This is a genomic window from Psychrobacter sp. 1Y1, from assembly GCF_051847395.2.
Lineage (GTDB): Bacteria > Pseudomonadota > Gammaproteobacteria > Pseudomonadales > Moraxellaceae > Psychrobacter.
In genome coordinates this window covers 538,843-553,524 of the sequence record NZ_JBPYDF020000001.1, presented here as the reverse complement: position 1 = coordinate 553,524, position 14,682 = coordinate 538,843, and the positions used below count along the sequence as shown (strand labels likewise).

Sequence of the window (14,682 nt, the reverse complement as noted above, 5' to 3'; positions counted from 1 at the left end):
TGAGTAGTACTTGCACTCGTTTTCCTTGCTACTCTAATTTTTGGGATTGGTGTTGCCTTCAATTAAGAATCAGCTTTAATTAAGAAACGCTTTCCTCAAAATCCAGTCATAAAAAAACCCATTGTCATTATCACAATGGGTTCTCTTCAATCAATAAAGCTATGAGCAAAAAGCTATTTAATTAAAACAGCCATCGATGACCATATCAACATCAATCTACGCTGCTTATAGTACTATTCACCCTGCCACAACGCTTCATCTGCATATAATGCTTCAATCGTTTCACGCTTGCGGATAAGCTGATGACTATCGCCAGATACCATCACTTCGCTAGCACGTGGGCGTGAGTTATAGTTACTACTCATGGTAAAACCATAAGCACCTGCGCCCGTAACGGCCAGTACATCACCTGTGGCCAATGATAGTAGGCGGTCTTTTGCCAAGAAATCACCCGTCTCACAAATCGCGCCAACGATATCCCACGGCTGCGTACCATCCGTATCGATACCAGCACTAGGTAACACACTTGGAATCACCGCCATCTCAGCTTGATATAAAGCAGGACGAATCAAGTCATTCATCGCGGCATCAACGATCGCAAAGTTCTTATGCTCAGTCGGCTTGAGTACGTCAACTTGAGTCAATAGCACGCCAGCATTGGCAACGATACTACGACCTGGCTCAAAGAACACAGTCAAGCCAAGCTCGCTAAGTTTTGGCAATAAGGCTTGGGCAAACTCATCGATAGATACAGGCGTCTCATCAATATAGCGCACACCTAAACCACCGCCCAAATCGATATGCTGTAACTCAATACCTGCGTCACGCAGGCTATGTATCAGCTCAATAACTTTATCTAATGCTGCAACAAACGGCTCTACTTCAGTCAACTGCGAGCCAATATGACAATCAATACCAACGATGTCGATATGTGATAAATCGGCCGCTTGCTGATAGACCGCTAGTGCGTCTTCGTGAGTGATACCGAACTTGTTGTCTTTAAGACCTGTTGAGATATACGGATGGGTTTTGGCATCGACGTTAGGGTTGACGCGTAACGAGATTGGCGCAGGCTTATCGAGTGACTTTGCCACGTCATTGATTAAAGTCAGCTCGCTGATAGACTCAACATTAAAGCAGCCAATACCTTGAGTCAGCGCGTATTCGATATCACTGTACGTTTTGCCCACACCTGAGAATACCACACGTGATGCTGCGCCACCTGCCGCCAACACACGCATAAGCTCACCGCGAGAGACAATATCAAACCCAGCGCCTGCCTGTGCCAAGACACCAAGCACGGCAAGGTTAGAGTTTGCTTTTACGGCATAGCATACTTGATGATTCAGACTGGCAAAGCTATCGGTATAAGCTTGATAAACGTCCAATATTGCTTGCTGTGAATACACGTAGCATGGTGTGCCATATTGTTTTGCTAGCTCATCAATACTGACCTGCTCCATATACAGCGCATCGCCGCGATAGCTTAGCGCTGGCAAGTGAGCACTCAACGCTTTCGGGTCAACATACAACCCTTGCTCAGTTTGGATAGTAACGGATTCGCCAGTAGCAGAATCGGTCAAGTCAGCAGGTAGTTCAGAATGACTCATATAAACATCTCTAATATAATCAGATTATCAAGGGTGAAAATTAAATTTAGGTAGCAAAGCTATTTAGCCATAACAGAATCGATGGTTAGTTAAGCAGTCAATTAAACTGTTAATTAACAAGCACCTAACCACTAACTATTGGCTCAGTTTAGCGATTATTAGCCTAGCAGTTATTGGCTTAGCAATTAATAGTCGTTGGGGTCAGTACTAGGCTCAGGTAGCACCATTTGCTCTTCTAGGTAGCGGTTTTTTTGATAGTTATCATCGTCGATACCCGCAAAGGCTGCATCTTGTGGATGACTAGTACTATCCAGTACAGACGCACTGCCCTCTATCGTTTGACTACTAGAGTCTGCCAGATATAGATCGCCTTTTTGCCCGCAGCCTGACAATCCTACCATAACCACACTGCCAATAAATAAAGTGGCGACAGCCTGACGACTGGTACGAGCGAACGAGCTAGCATGCTTGGCTGCTGAGGGGCTGTGTATAGTAGACATATAATAGATAACCTATGAGCTTACGACGGCATAATGTCGATAGTAAATCGTGATAAATAAAAAACAAATGGACAGCCAAACCGACAGCGAAAGCACTGCCGTTATGACTATTTTCATCATAGCATTATTACATAAAGCTGTACGGATACTGAATATGATTGGTGAATAAATTTGCGTGATGTTGGATATTTTCTAAAACATTAGTCGAATTTTTATAGTAATATCGTCTGCGAGCTTAGATATGAATGTATGACATATGGGTGTCTCGACAATATTTCTTACAATTTTGTGAGTCGGAGCACTGTTATGTAGCCCATACAAGTTATCCACTTATAGCTCTATAACTCACTGAATATAATCGATTTATTCTGTATTTAGCCATTTATTAATCACACATTTTAAACCTTACCCCTGTCGTGGTGTAGAAACAAAAATGTGTTACATTATATTCCCAGTTTGCGGCGGCAATAGGATGCTAGCCTGAGATGCAGACGCATTACCTCATAAGCATGGATGCATAGCACTGTCAGAAATAGTAGCCCAAGTATAAACAAAATCATCAATATGCTTGCTTGATATGATCAGCATATATATGGCTGATTTTTATTTACTCGACGGTTATCAACTTCATCAATTCCATATAATAATGACATCACATCTCAGTGAGCCTTACTACAGCACTTGAGATATCAGCGATGTAGCATTTGATGATAATAAAACAGGACGTGGCAATAGACGTCTTTTTTGTATCGAACGAACGATATCATTGATTTGCCCTTTATAAAAACCAATCTAAGGATAGAGTATGAGCGCCAACCTAAGTACCACTTTTGATGATAAGAACAGTGAAACATCAACCCTAACCAGCCCCACTTTAGTCCTCAACTGCGGTTCGTCTTCTATCAAATACGCGTTGATCAGCGATGACAACTCTACCCGTATCACCGGTCTTGCCGAAAACTTAGGTCTCGATACAGCCCGTATCAAACATACTACGCTAAATGGCGATAAGTTAGAGATTTCTATCCCTGGTGGTAGTCACAAACTTGCCCTGCAAAAAATTCTAGAGCTACTAGAGCAGTATCACTTTATCGCAGTCGGGCACCGTGTGGTACATGGCGGCCGTGAGTACTCTGAAGCGGTTCGTGTTGATCAGCATGCGTTAGAGGAAGTGAAACGCCTAAAGATATTGGCTCCACTACATAATCCTGCAAATGCTTTGGGTATTGAAGCGGTTCAAGCTATTTACCCTGACATTCCACAAGTTGTGGTATTTGATACCGCCTTTCACCAAACCATGCCGCCTGTCGCCTTCCGCTATGCGTTGCCAAAATATCTATACGAAGAGCACAAAATCCGTCGTTACGGCTTCCATGGTACGTCTCATGCTTATGTCTCAGAACGTGCTAGCCAAATCACCGAAGCAAAAGGTCCTCATGGCTGGATAACCGCGCATCTAGGTAATGGTTGCTCAGCAACCGCCGTATACGATGGCAAGAGCCTCGATACTAGTATGGGTCTGACCCCACTTGAGGGACTGATGATGGGCACACGTAGCGGCGATGTCGACCCAAGCTTACATATGCATCTAAAGCGTCAGCTCGGTATTAGCCTAGAAGAAACGGATAAAATGCTAAATAGTGAAAGTGGTCTGCTTGGTATCTCTGGTCTATCAAATGATTTGCGTACTATTGAACAAGCTGCGAGCGAAGGCCATAAAGATGCGCAGCTCGCCATCGAGATGTTCTGCTACCGCGCTGGTAAATACCTCGCCAGCTTAAGCTGTGCACTGCCTGAATTCACCGGTATTGTATTCACTGGTGGTATCGGCGAAAACTCTGTCACCACGCGCGCAAGTATTTTAGCCGTCATGCGTCATTTCGGTATCAAAATGGACGCTGAAAAGAACGCTGGATTGTACGGTGGCCAAGAAGGCAGCTTCCAAGCAGAAGGTAGCAGTGTCGAGCTATGGGTCATTCCTACAGATGAAGAATACCGCATCGCTCAAGAGACTCGTCAAGCATTGAACTTAGTATAAGACGATTGATTATAATGCCTAGCGCTTATTATTCTAGACGCTTATAAAAAGCTGAGAACGAATAAGATAAAGCGCTTGGTGTTTTTATACTGCACTACTTATGCTGCTCAAAATGACTCGACGTCTAAAATAAAATAAATTGTAGGACACATTATGCAAACCATTTTACTTGTTCCCATTAGTCGCGGTATCGGTGTGACATCAGCCGCGCTAGGGCTAATCCGTGCCTTTGATTACAACGGTATCAAAGCGGGCTTTATGAAGCCGTTTTTGCAAGATGATACGCTAGACAAACAGCACAGCTTAGACAGCTCAAGCGCATTGACCATGCACGCATTTGGCCTAAATCCGCCTGATTCTATCAGCCGTCAACACGTCGAGCGTATGCTAGGCGATGACAATCTTGATGACTTGATGGAAGAAGTGATTGCCAATTTTCATACGATCGATGATGGTCATGACGTGATTATCTGTGAAGGTCTGGTGCCAACCACTGAGACCTCTTATGCTTCACAAATCAACCGTGCACTTGCCCACGCGCTCGATGCCAAGATTATATTTGTCAGTACCGCTGACATCAGTAAACCTGCTTATTTAGCAGACAAACTGGATGTCCATGCTCGTGAGTTTGGCGGTGTCATCGATTCACGGACGCTAGGCGTGATATTGATGCGGGTACAAGACGTGCCGAACACGTTTGATAATCAACCTGTCGCGCCGGGTGAGGCCGTTGTCAGCTTAGATCCAAACTTCCTGCAAGAGGTTCAGCGTCTATCGCCTTCGTTCAATACCGAAGTGTTCCGCCTTATCGGTGTTGTTCCTTTTAGTGACTCGTTGTCTGTGCCTCGTACATGGGATATCGCAACAGAGCTTGATGCGACTTGGTTAAATGTTGGTGAAGCAAAGACACGTCGTATCAATCGTATCAGCCTAACCGCTCGTTCAGTAGCGCGCGTCAATGAAGTCTTTAAGCGTGGTACGTTAATGGTCGTGCCCGGCGACCGTGATGACTTGCTATTAGCCGCTGGATTGGCCTGTATCAATGGGATTCCATTGGCAGGTCTAGTATTGACAGGTGGCATTACCCCAAGCGATACAGTTGCTGAGCTTTGGCAGTCAGCGCTCAAAACTGGCATCCCTGTCATGAGTGTCGAAAGCGACAGCTACGAGACAGTACAGAGCCTGATGCATATGAGTTCTGAGATTCCAAGTGATGATACAGAACGTGCTGATGAAGTGGCTCGTTATGTGGCTGCGCATTTGGATCTAAGCTGGATTAAAGAATACTTCAGCCGTAATCATGAGCCGCGTCTGTCACCATCAGCGTTTCGCCATCAGTTGGTCAAAAAATCACAGCACGCTAAGAAACGTATTGTGCTGCCAGAAGGCGCGGAACCACGTACGGTTGAAGCTGCCTGTATCTGTCAGAGTCGTGGTATCGCCAACTGCGTATTACTTGCTAAACGTAGTGAAGTTGAACAAGTAGCCAAAAACCGTGATCTAACGCTACCTGAAGGGTTGGAAATTATCGATCCTGACAACCTAGATATGAGCAAATATATCGCTGCTGTCGTAGAGCGCCGTAAAGGCAAAACCACTGCAGAAGTCGCTGCTGAATACCTAAAAGATACGGTCTATTTAGGTACTATCATGCTCCAACTAGACGAAGTAGATGGTCTGGTCTCAGGTGCGATTCATACCACTGCCAATACGGTACGCCCAGCATTCCAGTTGATCAAGACCGCGCCGCAATATTCGCTCGTGTCATCAGTGTTCTTTATGCTGCTACCTGAGCAAGTGGTCGTCTATGGTGACTGTGCGATCAACCCAGATCCTAACGCTGAAGAGCTGGCAGAGATTGCCATTCAATCAGCACAGTCTGCTGCTGCCTTTGGTATCGATCCAAAAGTTGCGATGATCAGCTACTCTACTGGCTCATCAGGCGCAGGCGCGGATGTCGAAAAAGTCGCCCGTGCAACCCAAATCGTTCGCGAGCGCGCACCAGACCTCAAGGTCGACGGCCCGCTACAGTATGATGCGGCGTCTGTCATGAGCGTCGGTAAGCAAAAAGCGCCTGACTCACCTGTCGCTGGACAAGCCAATGTCTTTATCTTCCCTGACCTCAATACTGGTAACACCACATATAAAGCGGTACAACGTAGTGCCAATGTCGTCAGTGTCGGCCCTATGCTGCAGGGCTTGAATAAACCCGTTAATGATTTATCACGCGGTGCCTTGGTCGACGATATCGTCTATACCATCGCGTTAACCGCTATCCAAGCGTATAGCGATTTGATTTAATCGCTATAAGACTCGCTAATTAAAGTTCTATACAAAGCCGACTATCATTATGATGGTCGGTTTTTTATTGGTGCTTTGGTGACAGACAATGGTGACAGATGCTCGCGTGCCCTCTACAATAGCGCTATCATCAAATTATTTAACCTAAAAAGGTCAGACAGTGAAAGAGCAAGGTGCATCAACGACCACGTGCGCCCTATCTACTTTTATACATTTATTTATGCCAAATACGAGCAACAACCCTCAAGAAAAAACACCTGCACCTGCCATTCGTGCCTATCTTGGTGGCTCGTTCGATCCAGTACATAATGGTCATTTAGAAGTAGCAATGTCTGTCTATCAGCACCTACTACCAATTGCAACGCAGCTACAGCGCACACTGCATGTGTCCTTATTACCCAATGCACGCTCGCCATTTAAGACGCAAAGTACAGACCCTAACCATCGCTTAAACATGCTAAAACTAGCGACAGAGAATACGCCGATACAGATTAGTGAGCTGGAACTATGGCAAGGGCCGCCTGTCTATACGATCGACAGCGTACGCACATTAAGACAGCAATACCCTAATGACAGCTTGATATTTATTATGGGTATGGACAGCGCCCATAGTTTGGATAAATGGAAAGATGGATTACGTCTCACTGACCATGTCAATCTATGGGTGTTTAATCGTCAGAGCAGTACTCATATGAGCGATGGCATTAGCGAAAAATTTTCTGACAGTATTATCTTTTCTGGAAAGAAAATAGCGTCCGTGCAAGATATTGCTACTCTACAATCGCAATTGCCGTTGTCATTACAAGCACATATAACAGACTCACCTATCAAACTATTAGTTCCAACCATTCAGCGCTCGTCAGATAGCTCAAGCTCAAATAGCACTGATCCGACTAGCACTGACTTAAAAAGCACTGACTTGAAAAACGCCATTCAAGGACGCATTTATATAGATTCGCGACCTATTACTGCGGTATCAAGCACACAAATACGCGAGCAGCTACTGAAACTAGACAATCAAACAAATAAAATGCCAGTCGCTCAACGGCAAATCGCATCTATAGCATCAATAAATGATATCATTAGCAATACTGAATCTAATCCATTAGCTAAATGGCTAAATCCTGCTGTTTATCACTATATTATCGCCCATCAGCTATATTCTGCTGTTCAATTCCGTTAAAATCGCCTTATCTATGTCATTTTGCCTATCCTGTCTCTATGCGTGACTGACAACATATGATCAGTCGGATAAGACAAATTGACGTTTTACCCCTTTATTTTACATATTTACGATTCAAGAGATTAAAATTTATGACCAACACCATGACTGCAGAACGCCTAACAGAATGCTTGACCCTAGTACAAAGCGCTCTAGATGATATGAAAGCAAAGAACATCACTGTAATGAATGTAGAAGAGTTGACTGACGTAACAGAGCGCATCATCATCGCTGATGGTACCTCAAAGCGTCATGTACGTGCGATGGCTGATAGCGTCGGCGCTGAAGCTAAGCAAGCTGGTTTTATGCCACTTGGCCGTGAAGGTGGCATCGACTCTGACTGGACGTTGATTGATTTGGGCGCAGTTGTCGTCCACATGATGACGCCGCAAGCACGTGAGTTTTATGACTTAGAAGGCCTATGGTCATCACCTGAGCAGTTGGCTGAGCTAGTTGCTACCCCTCGCGAAAAGAAAACTGCGGGTCGTCGTAACAAAAACAAATAAGCTTGTCAGTGACGATATTCGTTCAAGATTAAGAAACGCTCCATCAAAAAGACCAGAATACTTATTCTGGTCTTTTTTTATGTAAATTTTATGGTGATGAACCAGTATAATCAGATACATCATTGAGTACAGATAAGCTCATTTCATATTAATAGTTATTAGCCACTAATATTAAACCGCCAAAATTAAGCCGCCTTAGCCTATTCATTTTACCTATTAGGAAACCTTATGAGCGCAGAATCGAACACGTCATTACCTGAGCAAACACTAACAGACTTTAACCAAAACTTGCCACTACATATCGCCAACTTAACCTGTGTGCGTGCTGGCAAATCTATGCCATTTGCGCGCGAAGAAATGAGCGCCATTGATAAAGCACCCATCAAAGCGCCTGTTGCGGTCAACTTCATGGGCCTCGCCACTGATGAGCAAGCCGATCGCAAACATCATGGTGGCCCACTCAAAGCCGTGCATCAACTAGCTCCTGCGACGTATGAAAAAATCAATGCAGAGTTCGGTTTAAAGGTTCGCGTCGGTACACTAGGAGAAAACCTTACGACTGAAGCTGTCGATGGTTTGCCTGAAATGACCGAGTCTACCGTTTGTATTGGTGATGTTTTTCAATATGGTGGGCATTCTGGAAACGGTCAAGACACTAGTAATGATGATGCTAACGTTCAATTACGTATCGTCCAACCACGCCGCCCCTGCTACAAAATCAATGACCAAATTGGCCAATTTACCAAAGCACCTAATATCGCGGCATGGGTCAGCAAGCAAGGCATCTCTGGTTGGTACTTCCAAGTCGTCCGTGATGGCGTTATAGACGCTGATTTACCGGTGTATTTGGTTGAGCGCCCTTATTCGTTTGCAACACTTGAGACACTGTGGCAACTGGCAAACTCTAAAGAGAAATATGATGCCAATGTGATTGAACCGTGGCTCGCGATTGACTGTTTAGAGGACAGTTGGAAAAAGGTTCTGGCTAAAAAAATCCAACAGGATTGAAAAGGTAACACTCAACAAAAACCTTTAATATGACTTTTCTATTTATAAAAGATAGCCACTACCCTGCGTAATGGCGTCACAAGGTTTTTCATGTTCTATGTAAGCTCCATAATAAACACTCTCTCCTTCTCTATATTTGATCGTGAAGGAGCACTCTATGAGTGAAAAGACAGAAAGTATCAGCTACTTACAAGCGATAGCGATTAGCGTCGGCGCGATTATCGGCTGGGGTGCGTATGTCATGCCAGGCGATTTGTTTTTGCCGCAGTCACAGCTATTAGGCTCTTCTGTGGCTATTATTATCGGGACTTTAGCCATTTATATGGTTGCGCGTGCCTATATTAATTTGCTGACCCAAACGCCAGAAAACGAGTCAGGCGGTATCTATTGGATTGAAAAATACATCAATCGCAAGCATGCCTATATTTATGGTTGGGGCGTCACGATAGGCTATATTTCTATTATCGCGCTCAATATATCAGCTGTCGCTTTGCTACTGCGCTATCTGCTACCTAGTGGCTTACAATTAGGCTATCTGTATACGATTGCTGGTTGGGAAGTCTACGCCAGTGAAGTGTTCCTATGCAGCGCGGCTATTATTCTGTTCAGTTATATCAACTTAAAAGGCGTACGAGTCGGCGCAAAAATCCAACTCTATATCGCCCTCTTTATGATTCTATCAGTCACTGCGCTGTTTTTTGCCTCACTTTGGATGACACCAACTACCCAAGCATTTTTGCCAACTGATATGTCTAGCGGCTCTATCACCAGTCTGGCATGGTTACCTATCTTGGCCGTTATGCCGTGGGCGTATGTTGGTTTTGAGACCACACCGCAGATTTCAAAAGCGATTAGTGATTCAAAAACCAAGACCAAAAGCATTATCCTAATTTCACTTATCGCCGGTGTGTTGTTTTACTTTTTAATCAACTACTTTACCGCGCTAAACATGAGCTTTGACTATCAAGCGATCAAAGACAGCCACTGGGCGACAGGTGAAGGCATAGACAATCGGATTGGTAGCATCGGCATTTGGCTGCTATCGATCGCTATGATTGGCTCGATAATGAGTGGTATCAACGGCTTTATATTGTCATCGGTCAAGCTCTTAGAATCTATGGGCGACACTTCGTTATTGCCCAGTATATTTACGGATAAACACAACCAATTCAGTAAGCAAAAGACCGTTATATTGATATGCTTGGTGTGCCTACTCTCTCCTTGGCTGGGTAGAAACTACCTACTCGATATCGTGACAATGGCATCCTTGGGCATCACGGTTGGCTTTGCTTATGTCACGACCGCCGACCTCATCAATGAGCGAAAAAAGAAACAGGCAAGTTTGCTAAATTATCTCTCTGTATTAATCAGTGTGGTCTTTATATCGTTATTACTGCTACCATTTTCACCAGCAGCGCTGTCATTTAATGCTTATGTCTTGCTAGGATTCTTTATTCTGCTTGGGGCAATTGGTTATAAAAAAATCGCAGTCAATTCCAACGTTGATTCTGTCATTAATTAACGGCAAATAGCATTTACCTGTCGAGAGAGATAGACACCAGTAGCATCAAACGCAAACGAAGCTATAACCGCAACTCTTCCTATATAGAGCATTTCATGGCAAAAAACATTTCCTCGATTGCATTGGCATCAGTATTAATATCATCCTCTATGCTATCGCTCGTTGGCTGCGTAACAACGTCAACGCCGCAGTATGTAATCGATAGCGATAGCTACCAAGCAACTGGCAAAAGCGAGCGCATCAAAACCATCGTCCTGCACTATACAGTCTCTGATAATGAGCGCTCGATAAAGACATTGACCACAGGCAATGTGAGCGCGCACTATTTAGTATTAGACAATGATGACGATAAAATCTATAACCTAGTACCAGAGAGCGAGCGCGCATGGCATGCAGGTGATGGCGGCTTTGCAGGACGGACGATATTAAACGATACCTCTATCGGTATCGAGATTGTCAATAGCGGTATCAAGCCTGAATATCGAGACGCGCTAAAAAATGGCACGCTCGATTATCATCCTTATGCGCACTATGTGGCATTTGATGAATTGCAGATTAAAAAAGTCGCACAACTGGTGCAAGATATCGCCACACGCTATGACATCTCACCAAAGAATATCATCGGTCACTCCGATATGGCACCCTCGCGCAAGATAGACCCCGGTGCCAAATTCCCGTGGGAGCGACTGTATTTCGATTACGGTATCGGCGCTTGGTATGATGAATTTGATAAGCAATTCTTTATGAATCAAGATGGATTTGCGTCGGCCACGATACCTGAAATCAAGCAAGCCTTTCGCAAGTATGGCTATCAAATCAACGATACCGATACGTGGGACAAGGCCAGTCGCGATGTCGTCTATGCGTTTCAGCTGCACTTTAGAGCGCAGCAACCAACGGGGAATATGGATAGCGAAACCTATGCGATATTGCAGGCACTAAATAAAAAGTATGCTGGTCGGGATGATTTTTATTAAAGAATACAGGCTATTAGGAGACATAAACCATGAATAACTCTCAAAAAAATGAGCAAGACGATCTGCAAAAGTATTTAGAAGAACAAGCCAAACAGGAGCAAGAGCAGGAAAAGAAAGAGAAGCAAGAACCTGAGCCACTTTCTGCCTATGATGCTTGTGTGCTAAAGGAAAGCGCCAAGATTCATGAGTTAATCGCTGAGGCTCAGAAGCGTCCCAAAGATAAATAACTGGATAAACAGTATTTACCAATCAAGATTATAGAAATGCGCAAGTTAATGTCTTATGTTTTGAGACATAGCTAAGCCGCTATGAAACCAATACCACAATTAAACAGCACTATATAGCTTTATAAAAGAAGGCCTATCTACCAACTATTTAGGCTATTTATTGCGATAGGCTAATGATAAAATCACCGCTCACAGGGTTATAGATAGTATCACTGCTCGCACCATCTCGTTAGCTTCCTGCCTCTTTAGTTTTATCGTTGGTTTTAATGATGGCTAGGATGATGCGCAGATTTGATAACTTGGCTTTGATAACTTGATTCTATGACCAGTCCCAATATCTTTATTATCAAACGAACACCAATAATACTAAAAAAGGAATATTTATGTATCAAGCCTTTCAAAAACACCTACAACAAGAAATCAGCGATATACGCGAGGCAGGACTATATAAGACCGAGCGCGTTATCACCTCTCCGCAAGATGCGCTCATCAAGATCGCCGATGGCCGTGAGATGCTTAACTTCTGTGCCAATAATTACCTTGGATTGTCTGACCATCCTGAGATTAAAAAGGCGGCGATCCAAGCCATTGAAGACTCAGGTTACGGCATGTCATCGGTGCGTTTTATTTGTGGTACGCAAGATTTGCATAAGCAATTAGAGGCGTCGATTTCTAAGTTTTTTAATACCGAAGATACCATTCTTTATGCGGCCTGTTTCGATGCCAATGGCGGTGCCTTTGAGCCACTATTGACCAGCGAAGATGCCATTATTTCTGATTCGTTAAATCATGCCTCAATCATTGATGGTGTGCGCCTGTGTAAAGCGGCGCGTTATCGCTACGCCAATGCAGATATGCAAGATTTAGAAACGCAATTGCAAGCAGCGCAAGCACAGCGTTTTCGTTTGATTGTTACCGATGGCGTGTTTTCAATGGATGGTAATGTAGCGCCGATGGATGAAATTTATGCGTTGGCACAAAAATATGATGCCATGGTCATGATTGACGAGTCACATTCAGCAGGTGTGGTCGGTCGCACTGGTGGCGGCGTGACTGAATTGTTTGATCTACGTGGCGATATTGAGCTGATCACTGGTACTTTAGGCAAGGCGTTTGGCGGTGCTATTGGCGGCTTTACCACGGGTAAAAAAGAAATGATTGAGATGCTGCGTCAACGCTCACGCCCGTATCTGTTTTCAAACTCTATTCCTCCTATGGTGGCTGCTGCTGGGGTAAAAGCGTTTGAGATGCTATCGCAAGACAATACCTTACAAGACCAATTGCATGAAAATACCGCCTATTTTGTGAAGCAAATGCAAGATGCAGGCTTCGATATTAAGCCTACCGAATCGGCAATCTGTGCGGTGATGCTCTATGATGCCAATGTCTCGCAACAGATGGCAGACGCACTGCTTAGCGAGGGCATTTATGTGATTGGTTTCTTCTATCCTGTCGTACCCAAAAATGAGGCTCGCATTCGTGTGCAGCTCTCTGCCGCTCATACTCGTGAGCAGCTCGACCAGTGTATCGCCGCCTTTATCAAAGTCGCCAAGCAAATGAAGGTGATTGATTAAGCGTCATTCAGAACTTATCTAAATTCAATAATCAAGTACAACACAGCTAAATAAGAGAAAAGTATGAAAGCACTGGTTAAAGCTCATGCCAAAAAAGGCATCTGGATGCAAGACATGCCAGAACCAACGGTCGGCATCAATGACGTTAAAATAAAAATTAAAAAAACCGCTATTTGTGGGACAGATTTGCACATTTATAAGTGGGATGAATGGTCACAAAAGACCATAAACACGCCGATGATTATCGGACATGAATACGTCGGTGTCATTAGTGAAATGGGCGATGGCGTCAAGCATCTTGAAGTGGGCGACCGAGTCACAGGCGAAGGTCATATCGCTTGTGGACATTGCCGTAACTGCCGCCGAGGTAAGCTGCATGTGTGCGAAAACACCATAGGCGTGGGCGTTGACCGCGATGGCGCATTTGCCGAATATTTGGTGATACCTGCCGACAATGTCATCAAACTCGATGAGCGTATCAGCGATGAGATGGCTGCCATTATGGACCCTTTTGGCAACGCCACTCATACTGCCCTTTCATTTCCTGTCCTTGGTGAAGATGTGCTAATCACAGGTGCAGGTCTGATTGGTTCGATGGCAACGGCGATTTGCCGCTTCGCAGGGGCACGTAATATCGTGGTCAGTGATATCAGCGATTATCGCCTAGAGCTTGCCAAAAAAATGGGCGCGACGATGATCATCAACCCAGCCAAAGGTGAAACCATCGAAGGTGCTATCGATCAGTTAAAAATGCACGGCTTTGATATTGGGCTTGAGATGTCAGGCTCGCCTCAAGCCTTTGATTCGATGATTACTAACATGTATAACGGCTCTAAAATCGCGCTCTTGGGTATTTTACCCAACACCACCACGGTGGATTGGAGCAAGATTATTTTTAAGGCGTTAACCCTAAAAGGCATTTATGGGCGCGAGATGTGGGAGACGTGGTATCAGATGGAGCAAATGCTGATTAGCGGTATTGATTTGACACCAATCATTACCCATCGCATGCACATTGATGACTTTCAAGAAGGCTTTGATATCATGGAAAGCGGACAATGCGGTAAGGTGATTTTAAGCTGGGATTGATTTTGGCGATTCAGTATTTTAGGAATCGTGGTTAACTTTTACATTGTCACGACTTATAAAACGGCACTGATTTCAGTGCCGTTTTTTATATGGTAAAAATCATATGGA

12 protein-coding genes are annotated in these 14,682 nt (G+C 44.3%); 10 read left to right on the top strand and 2 right to left on the bottom strand.

What is annotated here, in order from left to right:
- Nucleotides 1-233 precede the first annotated feature (233 nt).
- Nucleotides 234-1,463 carry a diaminopimelate decarboxylase gene (gene lysA / locus ACS8FA_RS16370; RefSeq protein ID WP_439264297.1) on the bottom strand — a complete coding sequence of 410 codons (1,230 nt, stop codon included), beginning with the start codon at nucleotides 1,461-1,463 and terminating at the stop codon, nucleotides 234-236.
- 332 nt (nucleotides 1,464-1,795) lie between these two features.
- Nucleotides 1,796-2,110 (bottom strand): LPS translocon maturation chaperone LptM, encoded by a 315-nt coding sequence (gene lptM / locus ACS8FA_RS16365; protein WP_439264133.1) that lies wholly within the window; start codon nucleotides 2,108-2,110, stop codon nucleotides 1,796-1,798.
- A gap of 805 nt (nucleotides 2,111-2,915) precedes the next feature.
- Between lptM and ACS8FA_RS16360 the strand changes: the two genes are divergently transcribed.
- From ACS8FA_RS16360 to tdh, 10 genes are all read left to right on the top strand, one after another.
- Entirely contained in the window at nucleotides 2,916-4,148 is a 1,233-nt protein-coding gene (locus ACS8FA_RS16360; protein ID WP_439264131.1) for an acetate/propionate family kinase, read from the top strand.
- A gap of 153 nt (nucleotides 4,149-4,301) precedes the next feature.
- Nucleotides 4,302-6,449: a phosphate acetyltransferase gene (gene pta, locus ACS8FA_RS16355; RefSeq protein WP_238069537.1), complete on the top strand. Its 2,148-nt coding sequence runs from the start codon at nucleotides 4,302-4,304 to the stop codon at nucleotides 6,447-6,449.
- Nucleotides 6,450-6,609: 160 nt separating this feature from the next.
- Complete coding sequence (locus tag ACS8FA_RS16350) at nucleotides 6,610-7,632, top strand: nicotinate-nicotinamide nucleotide adenylyltransferase (RefSeq protein WP_439264130.1); 1,023 nt, start codon at nucleotides 6,610-6,612, stop codon at nucleotides 7,630-7,632.
- A 131-nt stretch (nucleotides 7,633-7,763) separates the two neighbouring features.
- Complete coding sequence (rsfS, locus tag ACS8FA_RS16345) at nucleotides 7,764-8,177, top strand: ribosome silencing factor (RefSeq protein WP_057758112.1); 414 nt, start codon at nucleotides 7,764-7,766, stop codon at nucleotides 8,175-8,177.
- A gap of 228 nt (nucleotides 8,178-8,405) precedes the next feature.
- On the top strand, nucleotides 8,406-9,185 hold the full coding sequence (locus ACS8FA_RS16340) for an MOSC domain-containing protein (RefSeq protein ID WP_439264128.1): 780 nt from the start codon (nucleotides 8,406-8,408) through the stop codon (nucleotides 9,183-9,185).
- A gap of 157 nt (nucleotides 9,186-9,342) precedes the next feature.
- Nucleotides 9,343-10,707, top strand: a complete 1,365-nt coding sequence (locus ACS8FA_RS16335) for an APC family permease (RefSeq protein WP_439264126.1) — start codon at nucleotides 9,343-9,345, stop codon at nucleotides 10,705-10,707.
- 95 nt (nucleotides 10,708-10,802) lie between these two features.
- On the top strand, nucleotides 10,803-11,684 hold the full coding sequence (locus ACS8FA_RS16330) for an N-acetylmuramoyl-L-alanine amidase (RefSeq protein WP_439264124.1): 882 nt from the start codon (nucleotides 10,803-10,805) through the stop codon (nucleotides 11,682-11,684).
- A gap of 29 nt (nucleotides 11,685-11,713) precedes the next feature.
- Nucleotides 11,714-11,911, top strand: coding sequence for a hypothetical protein (locus ACS8FA_RS16325; protein ID WP_439264122.1), 198 nt, complete (start codon nucleotides 11,714-11,716; stop codon nucleotides 11,909-11,911).
- A gap of 383 nt (nucleotides 11,912-12,294) precedes the next feature.
- Complete coding sequence (gene kbl / locus ACS8FA_RS16320) at nucleotides 12,295-13,485, top strand: glycine C-acetyltransferase (protein WP_439264121.1); 1,191 nt, start codon at nucleotides 12,295-12,297, stop codon at nucleotides 13,483-13,485.
- A gap of 63 nt (nucleotides 13,486-13,548) precedes the next feature.
- Nucleotides 13,549-14,574 (top strand): L-threonine 3-dehydrogenase, zinc-binding type, encoded by a 1,026-nt coding sequence (tdh, locus tag ACS8FA_RS16315; protein WP_439264120.1) that lies wholly within the window; start codon nucleotides 13,549-13,551, stop codon nucleotides 14,572-14,574.
- Nucleotides 14,575-14,682: the final 108 nt, after the last annotated feature.

Excerpts from the sequence above, each read along its gene's own strand:
- pta (WP_238069537.1), top strand. The coding sequence starts at position 4,302 with ATGCAAACCATTTTACTTGTTCCCATTAGTCGCGGTATCGGTGTGACA.
- kbl (WP_439264121.1), top strand. The coding sequence starts at position 12,295 with ATGTATCAAGCCTTTCAAAAACACCTACAACAAGAAATCAGCGATATA.
- ACS8FA_RS16335 (WP_439264126.1), top strand. The coding sequence starts at position 9,343 with ATGAGTGAAAAGACAGAAAGTATCAGCTACTTACAAGCGATAGCGATT.
- ACS8FA_RS16360 (WP_439264131.1), top strand. The coding sequence starts at position 2,916 with ATGAGCGCCAACCTAAGTACCACTTTTGATGATAAGAACAGTGAAACA.
- rsfS (WP_057758112.1), top strand. The coding sequence starts at position 7,764 with ATGACCAACACCATGACTGCAGAACGCCTAACAGAATGCTTGACCCTA.
- ACS8FA_RS16325 (WP_439264122.1), top strand. The coding sequence starts at position 11,714 with ATGAATAACTCTCAAAAAAATGAGCAAGACGATCTGCAAAAGTATTTA.
- lptM (WP_439264133.1), bottom strand. The coding sequence starts at position 2,110 with ATGTCTACTATACACAGCCCCTCAGCAGCCAAGCATGCTAGCTCGTTC.
- ACS8FA_RS16330 (WP_439264124.1), top strand. The coding sequence starts at position 10,803 with ATGGCAAAAAACATTTCCTCGATTGCATTGGCATCAGTATTAATATCA.
- ACS8FA_RS16340 (WP_439264128.1), top strand. The coding sequence starts at position 8,406 with ATGAGCGCAGAATCGAACACGTCATTACCTGAGCAAACACTAACAGAC.
- tdh (WP_439264120.1), top strand. The coding sequence starts at position 13,549 with ATGAAAGCACTGGTTAAAGCTCATGCCAAAAAAGGCATCTGGATGCAA.
- lysA (WP_439264297.1), bottom strand. The coding sequence starts at position 1,463 with ATGGAGCAGGTCAGTATTGATGAGCTAGCAAAACAATATGGCACACCA.